General features: G+C 42.4%; 16 protein-coding genes. 2 read left to right on the forward strand and 14 right to left on the reverse strand.

Annotated elements, in window-relative coordinates; all coding sequences use genetic code 11:
• Window positions 1-108: 108 nt before the first annotated feature.
• From ACTHRG_RS17490 to ACTHRG_RS17525, 8 genes are all read right to left on the reverse strand, one after another.
• Window positions 109-1,422 carry a dihydrolipoamide acetyltransferase family protein gene (locus ACTHRG_RS17490; RefSeq protein ID WP_440231686.1) on the reverse strand — a complete coding sequence of 438 codons (1,314 nt, stop codon included), beginning with the start codon at window positions 1,420-1,422 and terminating at the stop codon, window positions 109-111.
• A 130-nt stretch (window positions 1,423-1,552) separates the two neighbouring features.
• Entirely contained in the window at window positions 1,553-2,536 is a 984-nt protein-coding gene (locus ACTHRG_RS17495) for an alpha-ketoacid dehydrogenase subunit beta (protein WP_035330022.1), read from the reverse strand.
• 12 nt (window positions 2,537-2,548) lie between these two features.
• Window positions 2,549-3,544 (reverse strand): thiamine pyrophosphate-dependent dehydrogenase E1 component subunit alpha, encoded by a 996-nt coding sequence (locus ACTHRG_RS17500; RefSeq protein WP_048008216.1) that lies wholly within the window; start codon window positions 3,542-3,544, stop codon window positions 2,549-2,551.
• Between the two features lie 78 nt (window positions 3,545-3,622).
• A complete protein-coding gene (gene lpdA / locus ACTHRG_RS17505; RefSeq protein WP_076258096.1) occupies window positions 3,623-5,044 on the reverse strand; it encodes a dihydrolipoyl dehydrogenase in 1,422 nt (473 codons plus the stop codon).
• Window positions 5,045-5,058: 14 nt separating this feature from the next.
• The gene (gene buk / locus ACTHRG_RS17510; protein ID WP_048008218.1) at window positions 5,059-6,168 is read right to left on the reverse strand and encodes a butyrate kinase; all 1,110 of its coding nucleotides are present in this window, start codon (window positions 6,166-6,168) and stop codon (window positions 5,059-5,061) included.
• 176 nt (window positions 6,169-6,344) lie between these two features.
• Window positions 6,345-7,439 carry a branched-chain amino acid dehydrogenase gene (bcd, locus tag ACTHRG_RS17515; RefSeq protein ID WP_048008219.1) on the reverse strand — a complete coding sequence of 365 codons (1,095 nt, stop codon included), beginning with the start codon at window positions 7,437-7,439 and terminating at the stop codon, window positions 6,345-6,347.
• A gap of 81 nt (window positions 7,440-7,520) precedes the next feature.
• Window positions 7,521-8,423: a phosphate butyryltransferase gene (yqiS, locus tag ACTHRG_RS17520; protein ID WP_335689474.1), complete on the reverse strand. Its 903-nt coding sequence runs from the start codon at window positions 8,421-8,423 to the stop codon at window positions 7,521-7,523.
• Between the two features lie 182 nt (window positions 8,424-8,605).
• The gene (locus ACTHRG_RS17525; protein WP_076258094.1) at window positions 8,606-10,669 is read right to left on the reverse strand and encodes a sigma-54 interaction domain-containing protein; all 2,064 of its coding nucleotides are present in this window, start codon (window positions 10,667-10,669) and stop codon (window positions 8,606-8,608) included.
• A gap of 153 nt (window positions 10,670-10,822) precedes the next feature.
• Between ACTHRG_RS17525 and ACTHRG_RS17530 the strand changes: the two genes are divergently transcribed.
• Complete coding sequence (locus ACTHRG_RS17530) at window positions 10,823-11,059, forward strand: DUF2627 domain-containing protein (RefSeq protein ID WP_048008222.1); 237 nt, start codon at window positions 10,823-10,825, stop codon at window positions 11,057-11,059.
• Between the two features lie 17 nt (window positions 11,060-11,076).
• Window positions 11,077-11,217, forward strand: a complete 141-nt coding sequence (locus tag ACTHRG_RS17535; RefSeq protein ID WP_076258093.1) for a YycC family protein — start codon at window positions 11,077-11,079, stop codon at window positions 11,215-11,217.
• Window positions 11,218-11,348: 131 nt separating this feature from the next.
• Here the strand turns inward: ACTHRG_RS17535 and spo0A are convergent, their stop codons facing one another.
• The 6 genes from spo0A to dxs all read right to left on the reverse strand — a co-directional run bounded on the left by spo0A (window position 11,349) and on the right by dxs (window position 19,056).
• Window positions 11,349-12,137: a sporulation transcription factor Spo0A gene (spo0A, locus tag ACTHRG_RS17540; RefSeq protein ID WP_076258092.1), complete on the reverse strand. Its 789-nt coding sequence runs from the start codon at window positions 12,135-12,137 to the stop codon at window positions 11,349-11,351.
• Window positions 12,138-12,450: 313 nt separating this feature from the next.
• Window positions 12,451-13,740, reverse strand: a complete 1,290-nt coding sequence (gene spoIVB / locus ACTHRG_RS17545) for a SpoIVB peptidase (protein ID WP_076258091.1) — start codon at window positions 13,738-13,740, stop codon at window positions 12,451-12,453.
• A gap of 182 nt (window positions 13,741-13,922) precedes the next feature.
• Window positions 13,923-15,605: a DNA repair protein RecN gene (gene recN, locus ACTHRG_RS17550; protein ID WP_076258090.1), complete on the reverse strand. Its 1,683-nt coding sequence runs from the start codon at window positions 15,603-15,605 to the stop codon at window positions 13,923-13,925.
• An 85-nt stretch (window positions 15,606-15,690) separates the two neighbouring features.
• Complete coding sequence (gene ahrC, locus ACTHRG_RS17555; protein WP_009332889.1) at window positions 15,691-16,140, reverse strand: transcriptional regulator AhrC/ArgR; 450 nt, start codon at window positions 16,138-16,140, stop codon at window positions 15,691-15,693.
• 171 nt (window positions 16,141-16,311) lie between these two features.
• Window positions 16,312-17,157: a TlyA family RNA methyltransferase gene (locus ACTHRG_RS17560; protein WP_440231687.1), complete on the reverse strand. Its 846-nt coding sequence runs from the start codon at window positions 17,155-17,157 to the stop codon at window positions 16,312-16,314.
• 3 nt (window positions 17,158-17,160) lie between these two features.
• The gene (gene dxs, locus ACTHRG_RS17565) at window positions 17,161-19,056 is read right to left on the reverse strand and encodes a 1-deoxy-D-xylulose-5-phosphate synthase (protein WP_440231688.1); all 1,896 of its coding nucleotides are present in this window, start codon (window positions 19,054-19,056) and stop codon (window positions 17,161-17,163) included.
• Between the last annotated feature and the right edge of the window lie 199 nt (window positions 19,057-19,255).

Here is a 19,255-nt window from a genome sequence, read left to right on the forward strand (position 1 = left end):
AATAAAATTCTAAATTATCCATACACCTATTTTAGTATACAAAGAAGAAACAAGCAATGAACAATAAGAAACCGCCGCCCCAAAGCAGGGCAGCGGTCATTTTACTTATTAATAAATAGATGTATTTTCTTTTGATGTGTTCTCCAGGATTTCCTTTACGCGCTGCAGGAAGCGTCCGCATACCAGGCCGTCAAGTACACGGTGATCAAGTGACATGCAAAGGTTAACCATATCACGGACAGCGATCATGCCATTGTTCATGACAACAGGACGTTTCACAATGGATTCAACCTGAAGAATTGCCGCCTGCGGATAATTGATAATGCCCATGGACTGTACGGAACCGAATGATCCGGTATTATTTACAGTGAAAGTTCCACCCTGCATTTCAGCAGAAGTCAGTTTTCCTGTACGCACTTTTAAGGCAAGATCATTAATTTCACGGCCAATACCTTTAATCGTCTTTTCATCCGCCGCTTTGATGACCGGAACGAATAACGCGTCATCTGTTGCTACTGCAATGGAAATATTGATATCCTTCTTCTGGATGATCTTATCTCCTGCCCACATGGAATTAATCTGCGGGAATTCCTTAAGGGCCTGTGCAACTGCTTTTACGAAGAAAGCAAAGAATGTAAGGTTAAAGCCCTCTTTTTGCTTGAACTCCCCTTTAATGCTGTTGCGGTACTCAACAAGATTTGTAACATCCACTTCCATCATTGTCCAGGCATGAGGTGCTTCATGTTTGCTGCGGAGCATATTGGCAGCAATCGCCTTACGCACTCCGGTAACAGGGATTTCAACATCACCTGGCATTACCGGTACATTAGGTGCTGGCGCCGCCTGTTTGGATGCTGCAGGCTGGGAAGGTGCAGATGCAGCTTCCTGTGCTGGCGCTTTTGTCTTTTCCGGTGCAGCCGCAGCTGCTGCAGCTGTCGGAATATCTCCGGACTCAATGATTTTCATAAGATCTTTACGGGTGATGCGTCCGCCGCCGCCAGTACCTGTCACCTGGTTCAAATCGATTCCATGCTCTTGAGAAAGCCTTAAGACTGCAGGTGAATAACGGACTCCTTTTGGAGCATCCGCTGGTGCAGAAGGCGCTGAGGCTGAAGGTGCAGCCGGAGTCTTATCCTCTCCTTTTGTCTCTGCTGGCGCAGCTTGAGCAGCTTCCCCGCCGCCTTCGGTTTCGATTGTCAAAATCACCTGGCCCACTTCATACGTTTCGCCTTCTTCTGCAATCAATTCTTTGATTACACCAGTGAAAGAGGACGGTACTTCCGCGTTTACTTTGTCAGTCATTACTTCAGCAAGCGGATCATATTTATTTACTTTATCACCAACGGAAACCAGCCATTTGCTGATTGTCCCTTCAGTAACACTTTCCCCAAGCTGGGGCATTTTAATTTGTTCAATAGCCACCTGAGTAACCTCCTTCTAGCTGCCCGCAATTTGCGGGTCATGCAGCAGGTGCAGCTGATCCGGAATGGAGTCCAGCCTGAGAGCCGCACCCTCTGCGAGCTTTCCATTTTTATTAACTAAGATGTTGTTATTAAAATTCAGCCAATTCACGCATTGCTTTTTCTACTTTATCAGGGTTAACCATAAAGTATTTCTCCATAGTTGGAGCGTAAGGCATTGCTGGCACATCAGGACCGGCAAGGCGTTTGATCGGTGCATCCAGCTCAAACAGGCAGTTCTCTGCAATAATCGCAGCAACTTCGCCCATGATACTGCCTTCTTTATTATCCTCAGTAAGAAGAAGCACTTTTCCTGTTTTAGAAGCAGCTTCAATAATTGCTTCTTTATCTAACGGATAAACCGTTCTTAAATCCAGAATGTGCGCTGAAATGCCATCTTTAGCAAGTCTTTCTGCAGCCTGAAGAGCAAAATGGACGCATAGGCCATAAGTGATGACCGTGATATCTTCACCTTCGCGTTTTACATCTGCTTTTCCGATTGGCAGCACATAATCATCATCAGGAACCTCACCTTTAATCAGGCGATATGCGCGCTTATGTTCAAAAAACAGCACCGGATCCTCATCACGGATTGCTGCTTTCAATAAACCCTTAACATCATAAGGGGTAGAAGGCATAACAATCTTAAGTCCCGGCTGATTAGCAAATACAGCTTCGACAGACTGGGAATGATAAAGTGCTCCATGAACACCGCCGCCATATGGTGCACGTACTACAATCGGACAGCTCCAGTCATTATTTGAACGATAGCGGATGCGTGCCGCTTCTGAAATAATCTGGTTAACAGCCGGCATAATGAAGTCGGCAAATTGCATTTCTGCAATTGGACGCATTCCATACATTGCTGCACCGATTCCAACCCCTGCAATCGCTGATTCAGCAAGAGGAGTATCAATTACGCGGTCTTCGCCAAATTTGTCATATAGTCCTTGTGTCGCTTTAAATACGCCACCTTTTTTACCTACGTCTTCACCTAAAACAAATACCTTTGGATCTCTTTCCATTTCCTCGCGGATTGCCATAGTCACCGCATCGATATAAGAAATTACAGCCATATTCTCTCCCCCTTACTGTTCAGCATATACATGCTTTAAAGCAGATTCCGCTTCTGCATATGGAGCGTTTTCAGCATAATCAGTTGCTTCGTTTACCAGTTTCATAACCCGGTCATTGATTTCCTTTTCAATCGCATCGTCCATAACGCCATTTTCTTTCAGATAGGCGCCAAAAGTAATAATCGGATCTTTTGTTTTTGCTTCAGCCACTTCATCAGGAGCACGGTAGCTTCGGTCATCATCATCAGATGAGTGTGGTGTTAAACGGTATGAAACGGTTTCGACTAATGTCGGACCTTCTCCGCGGCGGCCTCTGTCTGCTGCTTCTTTCACAGCTTTATAAACTTCAAGCGGATCGTTTCCGTCAACTGTTATACCTGGCATACCATAGCCAATAGCTCTGTCAGACACATTTTCGCAAGCAAGCTGCTTTTCAATCGGAACAGAGATTGCATATTTATTATTTTCACACATAAAGATAACAGGAAGTTTATGAACACCTGCAAAGTTCGCACCTTCATGGAAATCACCCTGGTTAGAAGAGCCTTCACCGAATGTTACAAAAGTAACCAGGTCCTTCCCTTCAAGCTTTCCGCCGAGGGCGACACCAACAGCATGAGGCACCTGTGTAGTAACAGGAGAAGACCCTGTCACGATTCGGTTTTTCTTTTGGCCGAAGTGTCCAGGCATTTGGCGTCCGCCTGAGTTTGGATCTTCCGCTTTAGCAAACCCTGACAGCATTAATTCCCTTGCGGTCATGCCAAATGTTAAAACAACACCCATGTCACGATAATATGGAAGAACATAATCTTTCTCGCGATCAAGAGCAAACGCGGCACCTACCTGCGCAGCTTCCTGCCCCTGGCATGAAATAACAAATGGGATTTTTCCAGCACGGTTCAAAAGCCACATGCGCTCATCAAGACGGCGGGCTAACAGCATCGTCTCATACATTTCAAGAACTTTCTCATCACTTAAACCTAAATCTTTATGACGGTTTTCAGCCATTTATACAACCTCCTAAGCTAATATGTATCAGCCCCGTCTCCAATTGGAGACTTGGACTTATTTTATTTAATCGAATCTTTATCCGTGGATTGCTTTCCCATCTACAGCAAGGGCAGCTTCACCTATTGCTTCAGATAGCGTCGGATGCGGGTGGATAGTATGTGCTACTTCCCATGGAGTTGCATCAAGAACGCGTGCAAGGCCTGCTTCTGAAATCATATCTGTTACGTGAGGGCCGATCATATGGACACCAAGAATATCATCGGAATCTTGATCTGCCACAATTTTTACAAACCCGTCGGATTCACCAAATACAAGCGCCTTTCCGATTGCACGGAATGAGAATTTGCCAGTTTTCACATTATGGCCTTTTTCCTTTGCTTCATCCTCTGTTAATCCTACACTTGCTGCTTCCGGTGAACTGTAAATGCATTTAGAAACCAGGCTGTAGTCAATTGGAGAAGGATTCTGGCCTGCAATATGCTCCACTGCAACAATTCCCTCATGAGAAGCAACATGTGCCAGCTGAAGTCCGCCAATGACATCGCCAATCGCATAGATATGAGATTCCTTTGTCTGGAAGTATTCATTTGCGGCAATAAATCCTTTTTCAATTTGAATATCCGTATTTTCAATGCCAATGCCTTCTGTATTTGCCTGACGGCCCACTGAAACAAGCAATTTCTCAGCGGTAAATTCCTTTTGGGAACCTTTTACTTCAGCTGAAATCGTTACTCCTTCACCTTTCTGAAGGGTTTCAGGAAGAACCTTTGCTCCAGTAACAATTTTGACTCCTTTTTTCTTCATAAGGCGCTGCATTTCTTTTGAAATTTCTTTGTCTTCTGTAGGAATAATGCGGTCAGCATATTCAATTACTGTTACATCAGCACCAAAGTCTGATAACATGGATGCCCATTCGATGCCGATGACTCCGCCGCCAACAATGATAATGGAGCTTGGCACTTCTTCCAAAGCTAAAGCTTCATCCGAAGTCATGACCAGTTTTCCATCAATGTCCAATCCTGGAAGGGTGCGGGGGCGAGATCCAGTTGCTACAATAACATTTTTAGGGATCAGCATTTCATTTTCGTCCCCATTGTTCATTTCAACAGAAATTGTCCCTGGCATTGGAGAGAAAATAGAAGGTCCAAGAATTCGGCCTGTGCCTTCAAAAACATCAATCTTGCCTTGCTTCATCAAATGCTGAACACCTTTATGAAGCTGATCAACGATTTTGTTTTTTCGTTCCTGTACCTTACCAAAATTGATTGATACATCACTTGTGATTACGCCAAAATCTTCACTGTGCTTTGCAGTTGCAAACACTTCAGCACTTCTTAATAACGCCTTGCTTGGTATGCAGCCTTTATGAAGGCAAGTCCCTCCAAGTTTTCCTTTTTCAACGATTGCCGTTTTTAAACCAAGCTGTGAAGCACGGATGGCTGCTACATAACCGCCTGTGCCTCCGCCTAAAATCACCAAATCATATTCCTGTGCCAAGTTGCTTCCCCCTTCTATTTCAATGCTGCTTTCCCAGCTGTTTTTCCGGGATATTCTTTTTCAGTCTCTTCACCGCGCAGGACGCGAAGTGCACCTTCCGCCAGTGCCTGAAGCTCATTTTCACCAGGCTGGACGATGACATCTGCTATCCAATTAATCCGCTCACTGATTTCTTTTACAAAGCCCTTGCCATAGGCAAGACCGCCCGTAAGGATTATGGCATCAACCTTTCCGCCAAGCACTGCACTGGCAGAACCAATCTCCTTAGCCACCTGATAAGCCATTGCGGAGTAGACAAGCTTTGCTTTCTCATCTCCGTTTTCAATCATCTTTTCAACCTTTACGGCATCATTTGTTCCCAGGTAACCAACGAGACCGCCTTGTCCAACAAGTTTCTTCATCACTTCTTCACGATAAAAGCTGCCTGAGTAGCAAAGTCCCACCAGATCACCGGCAGGTACTGTACCTGCCCGTTCCGGACTGAACGGCCCGTCTCCATGAAGTCCGTTATTGACATCCACTACTCTGCCTTTTTTATGAGCGCCAACAGTAATACCTCCGCCCATATGTGTGACGATCAGGTTAAGCTCCTCATACTTTTTGCCGAGCTCTTTGGCCACTCTCCTGGCAACAGCTTTCTGATTCAAAGCATGGAAAATACTTTTTCTTTCTATCATTGAAAAGCCTGAAATACGGGCAATTGGGTCCAGTTCATCAACCACAACCGGATCAACAATGAACGATGGAATATTTAAACCCGAAGCAATCTCATATGCCAGGATTCCGCCAAGGTTAGAAGCATGCTGACCAGCAAAACCGGCACGAAGATCACCAAGCATTGCATCATTAACAGAATATGTGCCTCCTTCAATTGGACGAAGCAGCCCGCCCCGGCCGCACACTGCACTTAATTTGGAAATATTGATTCCTTCATGATCCAGCGTCTCTAAAATGGTCTGCTTGCGGAATTCATACTGATCGATAATACTTTCATAAGAGTTAATGACATCTGCATCATGGCGTAATGTCTTCTCCAGGACAGAGATCTCATTATCGAAAACTCCAATCTTAGTTGAAGTGGATCCCGGATTGATGACGAGAATTCGATGTTCTTGTTCTAGCACGTTTAAACCTCCATAAAGAGCGGAAATCTCCCTTGTAAAAGCATACTCTTACTCAGGGTACTTTATCTGCCGCTGCATTTTTTTCTACTCTGCTTTTAAAGGCAAAGACGCTGAATTCATAATTCAGCGCTCTGCATTTCAGGAAAGACAGACTAAATTCCTCTTTCTCCTAAAACCTATCTGCGGCTCAGGATATGATGGCCGTTTTGGAGGAATTGTCCGCGTGAATTACGCATTCTTTCAATTCTTTCCTCAACCATGCGGTCAGCCGCTTTATATGTCGGAATTCCATCCCTTTTAGCAATATCAATAACTTTTTCAATATTGTTGTATACAGTTTCAACTTTTTTCATTGCACGTTCACGGTTGTAACCGTACAGCTCATCTGCAACATTGATAACTCCGCCTGCATTAATTACATAATCAGGTGCATAAACAATGCCCATCTCATGGATTAAATCACCATGGCGGGTTTCTTTAAGCTGATTGTTGGCGGCTCCAGCAATTACTTTTGCTTTCAGCTGCGGAATTGTATCATCATTAACTGTTGCACCTAAAGCACATGGTGCATAAATATCACATTCAACACCATAAATTTCATTTGGTTCAACCGCTTTGGCACCGAACTCTTCAACCGCACGCTGAACTGCTTCTTTATTAATATCTGTTACAATTAGCTGTGCACCTTCTTCATGCAGATGACGGCAAAGATTGAACGCTACGTTTCCAACACCCTGAACGGCAATTGTTTTGCCTTCTAGAGAGTCAGTTCCGAATGCAGCCTTTGCTGCTGCCTTCATTCCTCTGTATACGCCATAAGCTGTAACTGGTGAAGGGTTGCCTGAAGAACCGAAGGCAGGTGAAATACCTGTTACATAATCTGTTTCCTCATGGATCAGATCCATATCAGCTACAGTAGTGCCTACGTCCTCTGCAGTAATATAGCGTCCATTTAATCCTTGGATGTAACGTCCGAAAGCACGGAACATCTCTTCGTTTTTGTCTTTGCGCGGATCGCCGATAATAACTGTTTTGCCGCCCCCAAGGTTTAAGCCTGCTGCAGCATTCTTATAAGTCATGCCGCGTGCAAGGCGCAAAGCATCCTCAATAGCTGCCTCTTCAGATTCATAAGTCCACATGCGTGTACCGCCAAGCGCAGGACCTAAAGTAGTGTCATGAATAGCAATAATGGCTTTTAAGCCTGATTGTTTGTCCTGGCAAAACACCACTTGTTCGTAATCGTAAGTTTCTAAGTATTTGAAGATTTCCATGTTCTATTTCCTCCCCGGATTATGAAAAAATTTATGTTCGTTTGATTAAACTTTTTTATTTAAATGCTGAATATCAGCGAATTACTTTGCTGAGCATATCGCTAATGCCAATGAATAAACCTTGCTTTCAGCCGAATCAGCCCTTGAAGTAAGAACGATTGGCGCTTTCGCCCCTGCGATAACGGCTCCTACTTTTGCTTTTGCAAAATAGACAAGTGATTTATATAAAGCATTCCCAACTTCTATAGTCGGCACCAATAAAATATCTGCCTGTCCGGCAACTTTGCTTTTGATTCCCTTATGTTCAGCTGCTTCAAAAGAAATAGCATTGTCCAGAGCCAGAGGACCATCGACTATACAATCTTTTATCTGCCCCCTTTGGTTCATAAGAGTTAATGCTGCAGCATCCAAAGTAGCCTGCATAGCAGGATTAACCGCCTCTACTGCAGCAATCGGAGCTGCAAGAGGATTTTCAATCCCTATGCTTCTTGCAATATGGACTGCATTTTTCAATATTTGTGCTTTTTGATTAAGATCAGGTGCAATATTCATAGCTGCATCCGTTACGATTGTAAACCGTTCAAAACCTGGGACCTCAAAAACAGCCACATGTGATAACACATTTCCTGTTCTTAAGCCAAATTCTTTATTTAAGACAGCTTTTAAAATGCCTGCCGTCGGGATATTCCCCTTCATCAGCACATTGGCCTTCTGTTCCTTCACAGCCCTTACAGACAATTCCGCTGCATGCGCAGCCGATTCTGTATGAACGATTTCAACTTTAGGGCTTTCTGCTGCTTCGCTATGCTTCTCGTTCAGAATTTTGCGGATTTTCCCTTCGTCCCCGAACAATAAAAAGCTTGCTAAGTTCAGCTTAATTGCTTCAGCAACTGCTTCGAGAACTTCTTCGTCTTCCGCTGCAGCTACAGCAACGGTTTTCTCACCATATTGGGTTGCTTTCGTTAGAAGCGAATCCAATGTCATCTGTTCAACCCCCTTACATGAAAAGCGCAGGCGTCTTAGGTTCAGGAAACTTAAAATGATCGACGCCATTTTCCTGATGTTCTTCCGTTTATTATACTTGCAAGAAGTGTGCCAACTTTAAAAACCGTGAAAACGCTTTATTCATCAAACTAAAGCGTGCAATTTATTGCACAATGTGAAATTTATTGCATGCCAGGTTTTGCAATTTCGTATTTCTCCAATTTATAGTATAGATTCCTGACTGAGAGTCCAAGCATTTTAGCTGTCTTAGTTTTATTTCCATCCAGCTTTTGAAGAGTTTGCCTGATCACCCTTGCCTCATACTGCTCAACCATTTGAGTTAATGATTTATTCTGAACTTCTTCACTTACTTCAATATTGGGTGACGGATTATTGGCACCCAGGTCGGGAATATGCCGTTCTTCTATTTGCGTTTCGTTGTAGTTCATAAAAATGATGGCTCTGCCCAGGATATTATCAAGTTCCCTCACATTCCCCGGCCAATTATAGGCCATCAGCTTATCAACAGCTTGTTCTGTCACACCTTCTACATTCCGCCCATATTCCTGGTTAATCTTTTGAATAAGTCTGCTGCACAGCAAAGGAATATCCTCCTTCCTGCGCCTTAAGGAAGGAATATGTATGGGCATTCTATTCAGCCTGTAGTATAAGTCTTCCCTAAAGGTCCCTTCTGCAATTCCTTTTTCTAAATTGACATTGGTCGCGGCTATAATCCGGACATCAATTGAAATAGGCTTGGTCCCTCCCACTCTTGTAATTTCATGTTCTTGAAGAACCCTGAGCAGCTTCGCCTGAGTGTTAGCTGTCAGCTCGCCAATTTCATCCAGAAAAATACTGCCTTTATCAGCTTCTTCAAATAAACCTCTTTTGCCGCCTCTTTTTGCACCCGAGAATGCCCCCTCTTCATAACCGAATAATTCACTTTCCAAAAGAGATTCTGATAAAGCGGCACAATTCACCCTGATAAACTTGTTATATTTTCGGTCGCTTGCATTGTGTATAGCGTGAGCGAAAAGCTCTTTACCTGTCCCGGACTCTCCTCTCAGCAATACTGTGGCAGGAGTTTTAGCTCCAAGTCTTGCCTGTTCAATTGCAATGGTCATCTCTTCAGATGTTCCAATGATATCCTCGAATGAATATTTCGCTTCCAGTGTGCGAATAATCTGTCTGGCCCGGTTTAATTCACGGTTCAGATTTTGAATTTCCGAAACGTCGTGAATAACACCAACACTCCCTTTTAATTTCCCATCAACAATAACAGGGGCAACGTTTACAATTACATCCTTTCTCTTTGGTCCGACCCTCATGGCCACACCTCTCATCGCTCTTCGCGTTTGAAGGACCTTCATATGAACGCTTTCACCTTCTGATATATCTGCTGTAGCAGGCTTTCCGATTACTTTTTCCTCCTCCAGACCTGTAAGCCTGGAGTAAGCCGGATTGATCAAAATCCCTTTCCCATTTTCATCAACAACGGAGATGGCTTCCTCACTTGATTGAATAATTGCCTGAAGCATCGTCTGTATGTCTTTCAAATTCGTTATTTCTTCCGCAAGTGAAACCACTTCTGTAATATCCTTAAAAACGGCAAAAGCACCCATTAATTCGTTATTTTCACCGAGCATAGGTATTCTTGTCGTAATAATTTTGAGACCATTAGCCAAAGTCATTTCCTGATTCGCTTCAATTCTCCTTGTTGACATAACTCTGGGAAGCATGCTGTCGGTAATGATTTCATTAATTTTCTTCCCTAGAGCATCTTTCCTATTTATTCCTGTCATTCTCTCCGCACTGCGATTAAAGACTATAATTTCAGTTTGGTTATTTATTACAATCATTCCGTCATCGGTCGAATTAAAAATCAAGTCATGCTTATATGTTTCATTTCTGAATTTCGAAATCAGCTCTTCCTTTTCCTCAAGTAATTTCGCGATTAAAAAAGCTACACTTCCAGGTATTAGAACTGTATTTTTGCTTCTGGCTTCCCTAATGTCAATGAACACTTGCTCCTGCCCGGTAACTTCAATAATGATGTCAATATCTTGTTCCATGAACTGTCGCCAATCAGCGCCGGTTGGGATGCCGCTTTCTTTGGCAAGCAGAAGTCCTTCGGCATCAGGGTCGATATCCACCATGGCTTTTACATCCAAAACTGCCGTTTCTTTTATTATTTTTAGGATGGCGGTACCGCCTTTTCCTGCACCGACAATCATCACTGTTTGCATAGTCATACCTGCTTTCATTGAAAATTCTTGCATATTTAATAAAAATTTCTGCAATATTCTTCATGTTTTATTTTAGCATAGCAGAAGCACTTGACAAATTTCTTTAATGATTTATGATTTCGGTAGGCAACTTGATTTGAAGGGAATTTTTTTATGATAAGACTAATTGCTTTATTAATTTTACTCCTGCCGGGCATATTGGCTGTGTATGGGATAAAATTAATGAGAGATATGGTCTTTGGCATCCTGCAAAGCCCATTTCCATATTTATGGCTTCAATTTGTGTCAGGTTTCCTTTTCTTGATTATAGGACTTGGCTTCATCGCAGGGTTTATTCTTTATCGTGACCGAAAAAGAAACAAAGTCCAGGATCGTTTTAAATCTAAATAAGTTAGTGGGGGATAATAGTGAAGCCGCTGCAGATATCACCGGAAACAGCACTAAAGCTCGCTGAAAAACTTAATCTTCCTCTTGAGCAACTCATGCACATGCCTCAGCATATCTTGATCCAAAAAATGATGGAGCTTGAGAAAGAAGAAAACAAATAAAGTAAAGGTTCAGTTTGAAATATTCAAACTGAACCTTTTTTTATCTCAGCTTTATTTCATGAGGAAAAATAAAAAACGCCCCAATAGGAGCGCAGCAAATTAAATAAAATTTTTTATAAGTCCTTACCCTTTCAAGAAGCCTTATGCTCGAGACGAAGTTTATCCGCAACCATGGCAATAAACTCGGAGTTAGTCGGCTTTGCTTTAGTCATGCTGACTGTATATCCGAAAAGAGAGGAAATCGAATCTATATTACCGCGGCTCCAGGCAACTTCAATCGCATGGCGGATCGCACGTTCAACCCGGCTTGCAGTCGTATTGAATTTTTTAGCAATATCAGGGTACAGCACTTTTGTAATGGAACCGAGAAGTTCGATATCATTATACACCATTGAAATCGCTTCACGAAGATATAAGTATCCTTTAATATGGGCAGGCACGCCAATTTCATGAATGATGCTGGTAATGCTGGCATCCAGGTTCTTTGGCTTCGCTTCTGCCTGGGGACGGTAAGATGGAACGGGTTTGCGGAGAAATGAGCTGGATTTTCCGCTGACCTGACGGATATGGCTTGCCAAATTGTCCATATCAAATGGTTTAAGAATAAAGTAAGATGCTCCCAAATCCACTGCCTTTTTGGTGACATCCTCCTGGCCGAATGCAGTAAGCATAATTACATTAGGCAGTGCATTCAAATTTAATTCTCTCATTTTCTCGAGTACAGCAAGTCCATCCAAGTGAGGCATGATGATATCCAGCACTAGAACATCAGGCTGTGTCTGCTCTAAAATGTCGAGGCAATCCTGTCCATTATGTGCAACACCCGAAACTTCCATATCCTCCTGGGAAGATATATATTCCTCTAAAAGCCCGACCAGTTCCCTATTATCATCCACAACACAAACTTTTATTTTCTTCACTTACTTTCCTCCTCGGCCCATTATGGTCTCTTTAATGAATGTTCATTTTGAACACGCTCTTTTTATGATATCTATGTTCTATTCTAAATGAGAAATTCGACAATGCAACAAAAATTCCTCTACTTTTTTGAAATTTTCTTAAAAAACCAGCGAAATCTCATTTTTTCTTTTGTTTTCTTCTGTTTTCGACCAGTTTCGCCATACTCTTTGCAATTCGTGTAAACTTGTCGAAAAATCTTTAATTATCGTCATTTTAACATAAAAAATCAAAAAGACGGGATTTCCCCGCCTTTTTTTTGATCCATTCCCCGTATTAGGATGCTTTTTCTTCTGCTTTTTCATATATATTGATGCCTGCTTCATTTAGCATCCATTCGATATGAACACCATATCCTGAAGTAGGGTCATTTACAAATACGTGTGTTACCGCTCCAATAATCCTTCCATCCTGAATGATCGGGCTTCCGCTCATCCCCTGGACAATGCCGCCTGTTTTATCGAGAAGCTTCTGATCCGTCACTTTTATGACCATTCCTTTTGTTGCCGGAAACTTTTGCGGAATCGTGCTGACAATTTCAATATCAAACAATTGTACTTCATCATTGTCCACTACAGTCAGTATTTGAGCAGCCCCCTCTTTTACCTGGTGGGATAGTGCTATTGGCATCGGTTTGTCAAAGATCCCATTTTTCATGTCCCGGTTTAATTCCCCAAAAATCCCGAAAGGACTGTTCCTGACAATATTCCCGATTATTTCTTTGTCTGAGGAAAATCGTGCAAGTTTTTCGCCTGGATTGCCATTGCTTCCTTTTTCAATGGAAGTAACAGTCGATCTTACAATTTGGCCGTCTTCAACAACAATGGGTTTTTTCGTATCCATATCGGAAATAACATGTCCGAGGGCTCCATACTTTTTCGATTCCGGGTGATAGAAAGTCATCGTCCCAATGCCTGCTGCTGAGTCACGTATATATAAACCAAGCTTATAGGTTTCTTCTCCGTTTTCTTTAAGAGGAGTCAGCTCCGTTTTCACCTTCCCGCTTTCACGGCTGACAATGATTTGGAGCGGGTTGCCGCTTTTGCCTGCTTCTTGAACAAAAGGAGCAACATCTGACATCTTTTCAATTTTCTTGCCATTGATTTCTGTAATGATATCTCCGATTTTAATCCCGGCCGTTTCGCCTGGCGAAGCTTTTCCTTCAGCCGTATTAACCTGATGGTGCCCCACTACTAACACACCTACTGTATTTAGTTTAACCCCGATTGATTGGCCTCCTGGAATTACTTTAAAATCTTTTAAGACATGAACATCAACCTTCTTTATCGGAAAACCTGCCAGTTCGAGAAGCATTTCATTTTTTCCATTCTCTTTTGCTGAAAGCGAAATCGAATGGTTATCTTCTTTAAGTGCAATACTTGTATTATCTATGGACAGCCCGGCTGACACTGCTTCTGCCTTTGCAAGATCAAGCTGCTGCCCTTCAAAAAGGGTAATATTTGCAGGTATTTGCAAATATTCCTGAACAGGCTTGGAAAAACCTAAAGCAATTAATGAAACAAGGAGAATTCCACCAATTATTTTGCGCAAAACATCATATGTCAAATTTTTCACTCTCCTCGCTTCTAGTCCATCCACGTCAAATGGCTACATCTTTAATTTTGCCTGCATCGATGGCATTTATAACTGCCAGTAACATAAAAAAAGCTATCCTGCTTTGGATAGCTTTTCAAGGTATTAGATATCGCTGCGCAGCTTAAGGGCACACACCGGATATTGGATCATAATTATTTCAGCTGTTTAGCCATATGCAGCAGCTCTTTTGCATGCTCTTTTGTCAAATCGGTAATTTCCACTCCAGAAATCATACGGCTGATTTCTTTTATCTTCTCTTCTTCATTCAGAGGCTTCACTGTAGTTTTGGTCCGCCCTTCATTCGTGTTTTTAGCAATAAATAAATGAGTATCTGCAATCGCTGCAACCTGTGGCAGGTGAGAGATGCAAAGCACCTGGGAATCCACGGAAACATGATGAATCTTTTCCGCTATGGCTTGAGCCACTCTTCCGCTCACGCCTGTGTCCACTTCATCGAAGATAATACTTGTAACACCCTGATGTTTTGAGAAGATACTCTTTAAGGCAAGCATGATTCGGGATAATTCCCCTCCCGATGCAATCTTGGACAGAGGCTTGAGCGGTTCTCCCGGATTGGTGGAAATATAGAATTCCGCTCTGTCAATGCCATTTTTCAGAAGAACTTCGGGATCAGAAAAGAACCTTACCTCAAAAACTGTTTTTTCCATGTATAATTCCTTAAGCTCTTTATGAATTAACTTTGTAAGCTTTAGGGCAGATTTTCTCCGCAGCTTGCTCAGCTCTTCCCCTTCAACCATAAGGTCTTTTTTCAGGGCAGCAACTTCTTTTTGCAGCTTATCAATATGGGTTTCTTTATTTTGCAGGGTTTCAATTTCTTCTTCTATTTTTGCTGCGTATTCCAGCACTTCATCTACCGTTTTTCCATATTTTCTTTTTAGCCCATTTATTTCATTCAGTCTGTTTTCGATTTCATTCAGCCTCTGCGGATCATATTCCATAAAGTCCATTTCATTGCGCAGGGAACTGGCCGCATCTTCAAGCAAATAGAAGCTGTTTGCCACATTTTCTGCTATTTCTTTATACGATGGGTCCAATTCCGCGGCATCATTCATATACCCCATAACCATCCCAATCCAATCGAGCCCTTTTTGCTCTCCTTGAAGAGCATTATAGCCAGACTGAACTGAATCAAAAATACGTTCAAAGTTGGATAGCTTTCTCTTTTCTTCAATCAGATCCTCATCTTCATTCAATTTCAGCTGTGCCGACTGGATTTCATCAAGCTGAAATTGGATTAAATCAAGCCGGTGTGCCATTTGCTGTTCATTCTCACTTAAATTCTTAAGCTTTTTCAAAGTGCTTTCATATAATCTGTAGATATCCTGATATTCAGAAAGGGAAGCAGAAATCTTCGTTCCTCCAAACTGATCGAGAAGAGGAAGATGCAAGGTTTCATTCATTAATTCCTGATGTTCGTGCTGACCGTGTATATCAATAAGTGAACTTCCAATTTCCCTCAAAGCAGAAATAGTGACCAGCTTTCCGTTCACTCTGCAAATGCTTTTTCCTGTCTTTGATATATCTCTGCGTAGAACAATCATCCCATCTTCAATCTCTATCCCAAATTCTGCAGCTCGTTTATAGCAAGGGTGCTTATGATCATCCAGGATAAAAAGCCCCTCTAACTCAGCCTTATCTTCACCATGCCGGACAAACTCTGCAGATCCCCTGCCTCCAGCCAGTAAGTGAATGGCATCAATAATAATGGATTTTCCTGCCCCTGTTTCACCAGTTAAAACAGTTAAGCCCTTTTCAAATGAGACAGAAAGGGCTTCGATTATAGCAAAATTTCGTATCGTTATTTCATTTAACAAGCTTATCACCTCATTAGAAAAAAGCAGAAGCGCTTTGCCACCACGGCACCTCGAGGAGGACAGACGCTCTGAAATTGAAAATTATCTACAGCATTTCAAGAAAACGGTTTGAAATGGCTTCTGTGTCTTCAGGGGTTTTACATATGATCAGGCATGTGTCATCCCCGCAGATTGTCCCCAAAATCTCTTCCCAGTCAAGGTTATCTATAAGTGCGCCTATAGCCATGGCATTGCCTGGAAGAGTCTTCATTACAAGGAGATGTCCTGCAGTATCCACTCTGACAAAGGCATCCATTAAATTTCTTTTAAGCTTTTGCAGCGGATTGAAACGCTGATCCGCTGGAAGACTGTATTTATATCTTCCGTCCATTAAAGGAACTTTTACCAGGTGAAGCTCTTTAATATCTCTTGAAACTGTCGCCTGGGTAACATTAAATCCTGCGTTTTTCAATTCATCCACCAGGTCATCCTGTGTTTCGATATCGTTATTGGTAATTATTTCGCGTATCTTAATATGTCTTTGCCCTTTATTCATTTTTTCACCTCTATAATCAGCCGCTTGACAGCAGGCAGAAAAAATTAATTTATAGTGTTTTGTACTATAATGTTAGCTGATTTTCTCAATAAAGTACAATTTTCCCGTATATATTTATTATAATTCGTCCTTACTCGACAAAGTCCTTTAAAAAAAGGAACAGGCATCAGCCTATTCCTCTTCTTTAACCTGCTTCGTTTTCAATTCGGCGTGGGCTTCTTTTACAATCTTATCAGTCTGAGCTTTAAGGAGATTTTCTCCTTCTTCTTTGCTGCCTGACCAATACAGATGGAGAAGAAACTCTATGTTGCCATCTCCGCCGGTAATCGGTGAATAAGAAACGTCTTTGACATCATAGCCAAGACCCAAAGCAAATTCAATAATTTTATCAAGGACGGCTTCGTGTATTTTAGGATCTCTGACAATTCCTTTTTTTCCAACCTGCTCCCGTCCGGCTTCAAATTGCGGTTTCACTAAAGCCACTGTGTCACTGCCAGGAACCAGCAGCGTTTTTAATACAGGCAATATAAGCTTTAGAGAGATGAACGAAACATCAATGGAAGCAAAATCAGGCATACCGGCCGAAAGGTCTGCTGGAGTTACATACCGGAAATTCGTCCTTTCCATGACAACAACCCGTTCATCCTGCCTTAATTTCCAGGCAAGCTGATTATATCCGACATCCAAAGCATAGGACATTTTGGCGCCATTCTGCAGAGCACAATCAGTGAAGCCGCCAGTTGAGGATCCAATGTCAAGGAGGATCTTGCCTTGGATTTCTAATTCAAAAACCTTCAGAGCTTTCTCAAGCTTTAAGCCTCCGCGGCTGACATAGGGCATAACCTTTCCCTTGATTGTCAGCGGAATATCTGCACTAACCTTCTCACCCGGCTTATCCAGCCTGCTTTCATTGCTGAACACCAAACCGGCCATAACGGCCCTTTTCGCTTTTTCTCTCGTTTCAGCAAGACCTCTTTCAACTAATAAAACGTCTAATCGTTCTTTCTTTGTTTTCATTTTTTAAGCCCTTTTTTGTTTTTTTCTAGCCATTTTTCCCATTCTTTGCACAACATCTTCTACAGTCATCCCGATTTCTTCCAATAGTTCATTTACACTGCCATGCTCAATAAATGTATCAGGTATTCCCATTCGGTCTATTTCGGAATGATGGAAGCCATGCTCATGTGCATATTCAAGTACTGCACTTCCAAAGCCCCCCTGCAGGACAGCTTCTTCTATAGTAAGAATAGGCATATTCGCTGCGAACAATTCATGCAGCATCTTTTCATCAAATGGCTTAATAAACCTTGCATTAATGACTTTAATGGAATGCCCTTGTTTTTCCAGGAGCTGAGCTGCCTTCAATGCCATTGGAATGGTTGTCCCAAAGGTTAAAATTGCTCCGTCGCTGCCATCGCGCAGAACTTCCCATGTTCCAATTGGAATAGCTTTAAGTTCTGTGTCCATCGGCACCCCGATGCCATTTCCGCGCGGGAACCGCATGGCGATTGGGCCATCGTTATATTCAATGGCTGTTTTCACCATATGCTGGCCTTCATTTTCATCCTTTGGCATCATCAAAACCATATTCGGCAAATGCCTTAAAAATGCGATATCGAATACACCCTGATGCGTTTCTCCATCTGCACCAACAAGTCCTGCCCGGTCGATTCCAATAAATACATTCAAGTTCTGGCGTGCAATATCGTGTACGACCTGATCATAAGCACGCTGCAGGAAAGTAGAATAAATCGCAAGGAACGGCTTCATGTTTTGCGTTGCCAGGCCAGCAGCTACTGTTGCTGCATGCTGTTCAGCAATACCCACATCATACATCCGATCCGGAAATTCACTTGCAAAACCTTCAAGCTTGGAACCAACAGGCATTGCTGGAGTGATTGCAACAATTCTTTCATCTTCTCTCGCAAGTTCCCTGACGGTTTCTGACACAAGCTTGCTCCATGCAGGAGGCGGCGCAGCTGCAGGTTTCACAAAGTCCCCTGTTTCCATTTTATAAGGGCCTGTACCGTGCCAAGTGCCGATCCTGTCGTTTTCTGCAGGGTGATAGCCTTTCCCTTTTTTCGTTATAACATGGAGAAGCACCGGACCTTCTGTTTTCTTGGCATACGCAAGGTTCTCAAATAAAGCTTCATAATTATGCCCATCGACAGGCCCCAAATAGGTAAAGCCTAATTCCTCGAAGAACATGCCTGAAACAAACAAATACTTTAGGCTGTCTTTCAGTCTTTCGGCAGTTGAGGCCAATTTGCCGCCGACTGCCGGAACCTTTTTTAATAAATATTCAAGTTCATCTTTAACCCAATTATATTTGCCTGCAGTCCTTAACCTTCCAAGAACATTGTGCAGGGCACCTACATTAGGAGCAATCGACATTTCATTATCATTTAATATGACAATCATATCTTTTTTTTCATGGCCGATATGATTTAAGGCTTCTAAAGCCATTCCGCCTGTTAAGGCACCATCCCCAATAACGGGAATGACATAATTGCTCTCTTTTTTCAAGTCTCTTGCAATGGCCATTCCCATCGCGGCAGATAAAGAAGTAGAGCTATGCCCTGTTTCCCATACATCATGCTCACTTTCAATCATTTTGGGAAAGCCGCAAAGACCTTTATATTGTCTAAGAGTATCGAATTGGCACGCACGGCCTGTAAGGATTTTGTGGACGTATGACTGATGTCCGACATCCCAGATAATTTTATCCTTCGGACTGTCAAAACATTTATGCAATGCAACAGTCAGCTCAACAACACCAAGATTAGGGCCAATATGTCCCCCTGTGCCTGATAGCTTTTCAATCAGGAAAGTACGGATATCCTGACTGAGACTTTCCAATTCTTTATTCGAGAGCCCTTTTAAAAAGGAAGGGTCTTTAATTGATAACAGATCCATACAGCGGACCACTCACTTTCGTTTCTTATTCGTCCGTTTTTTTACGTATATTTTGGCAATCATGTTTATAACAAATCCAAGCCTGTTTATTACGGCGTCCAGCCTGTCTAAAAGATAATATCTTAAGATTACCTTATTACAGGAGATTTTCCAAATGCTTTTCATTTTAAACAGTCTATCACTCCGGCCAGTCTTTCTT

Source organism: Cytobacillus sp. SAFR-174 (genome assembly GCF_051964675.1).
Taxonomy (GTDB): Bacteria; Bacillota; Bacilli; order Bacillales; family Cytobacillaceae; genus Cytobacillus.

What these genes read in the sequence shown, in the direction of transcription:
- ACTHRG_RS17495 (WP_035330022.1), bottom strand. Translation starts at nt 2,536, where the DNA reads ATGGCTGTAATTTCTTATATCGATGCGGTGACTATGGCAATCCGCGAG.
- ACTHRG_RS17500 (WP_048008216.1), bottom strand. Translation starts at nt 3,544, where the DNA reads ATGGCTGAAAACCGTCATAAAGATTTAGGTTTAAGTGATGAGAAAGTT.
- bcd (WP_048008219.1), bottom strand. Translation starts at nt 7,439, where the DNA reads ATGGAAATCTTCAAATACTTAGAAACTTACGATTACGAACAAGTGGTG.
- yqiS (WP_335689474.1), bottom strand. Translation starts at nt 8,423, where the DNA reads ATGACATTGGATTCGCTTCTAACGAAAGCAACCCAATATGGTGAGAAA.
- ACTHRG_RS17525 (WP_076258094.1), bottom strand. Translation starts at nt 10,669, where the DNA reads ATGCAAACAGTGATGATTGTCGGTGCAGGAAAAGGCGGTACCGCCATC.
- ACTHRG_RS17530 (WP_048008222.1), top strand. Translation starts at nt 10,823, where the DNA reads ATGATAAGACTAATTGCTTTATTAATTTTACTCCTGCCGGGCATATTG.
- ahrC (WP_009332889.1), bottom strand. Translation starts at nt 16,140, where the DNA reads ATGAATAAAGGGCAAAGACATATTAAGATACGCGAAATAATTACCAAT.
- ACTHRG_RS17560 (WP_440231687.1), bottom strand. Translation starts at nt 17,157, where the DNA reads ATGAAAACAAAGAAAGAACGATTAGACGTTTTATTAGTTGAAAGAGGT.
- dxs (WP_440231688.1), bottom strand. Translation starts at nt 19,056, where the DNA reads ATGGATCTGTTATCAATTAAAGACCCTTCCTTTTTAAAAGGGCTCTCG.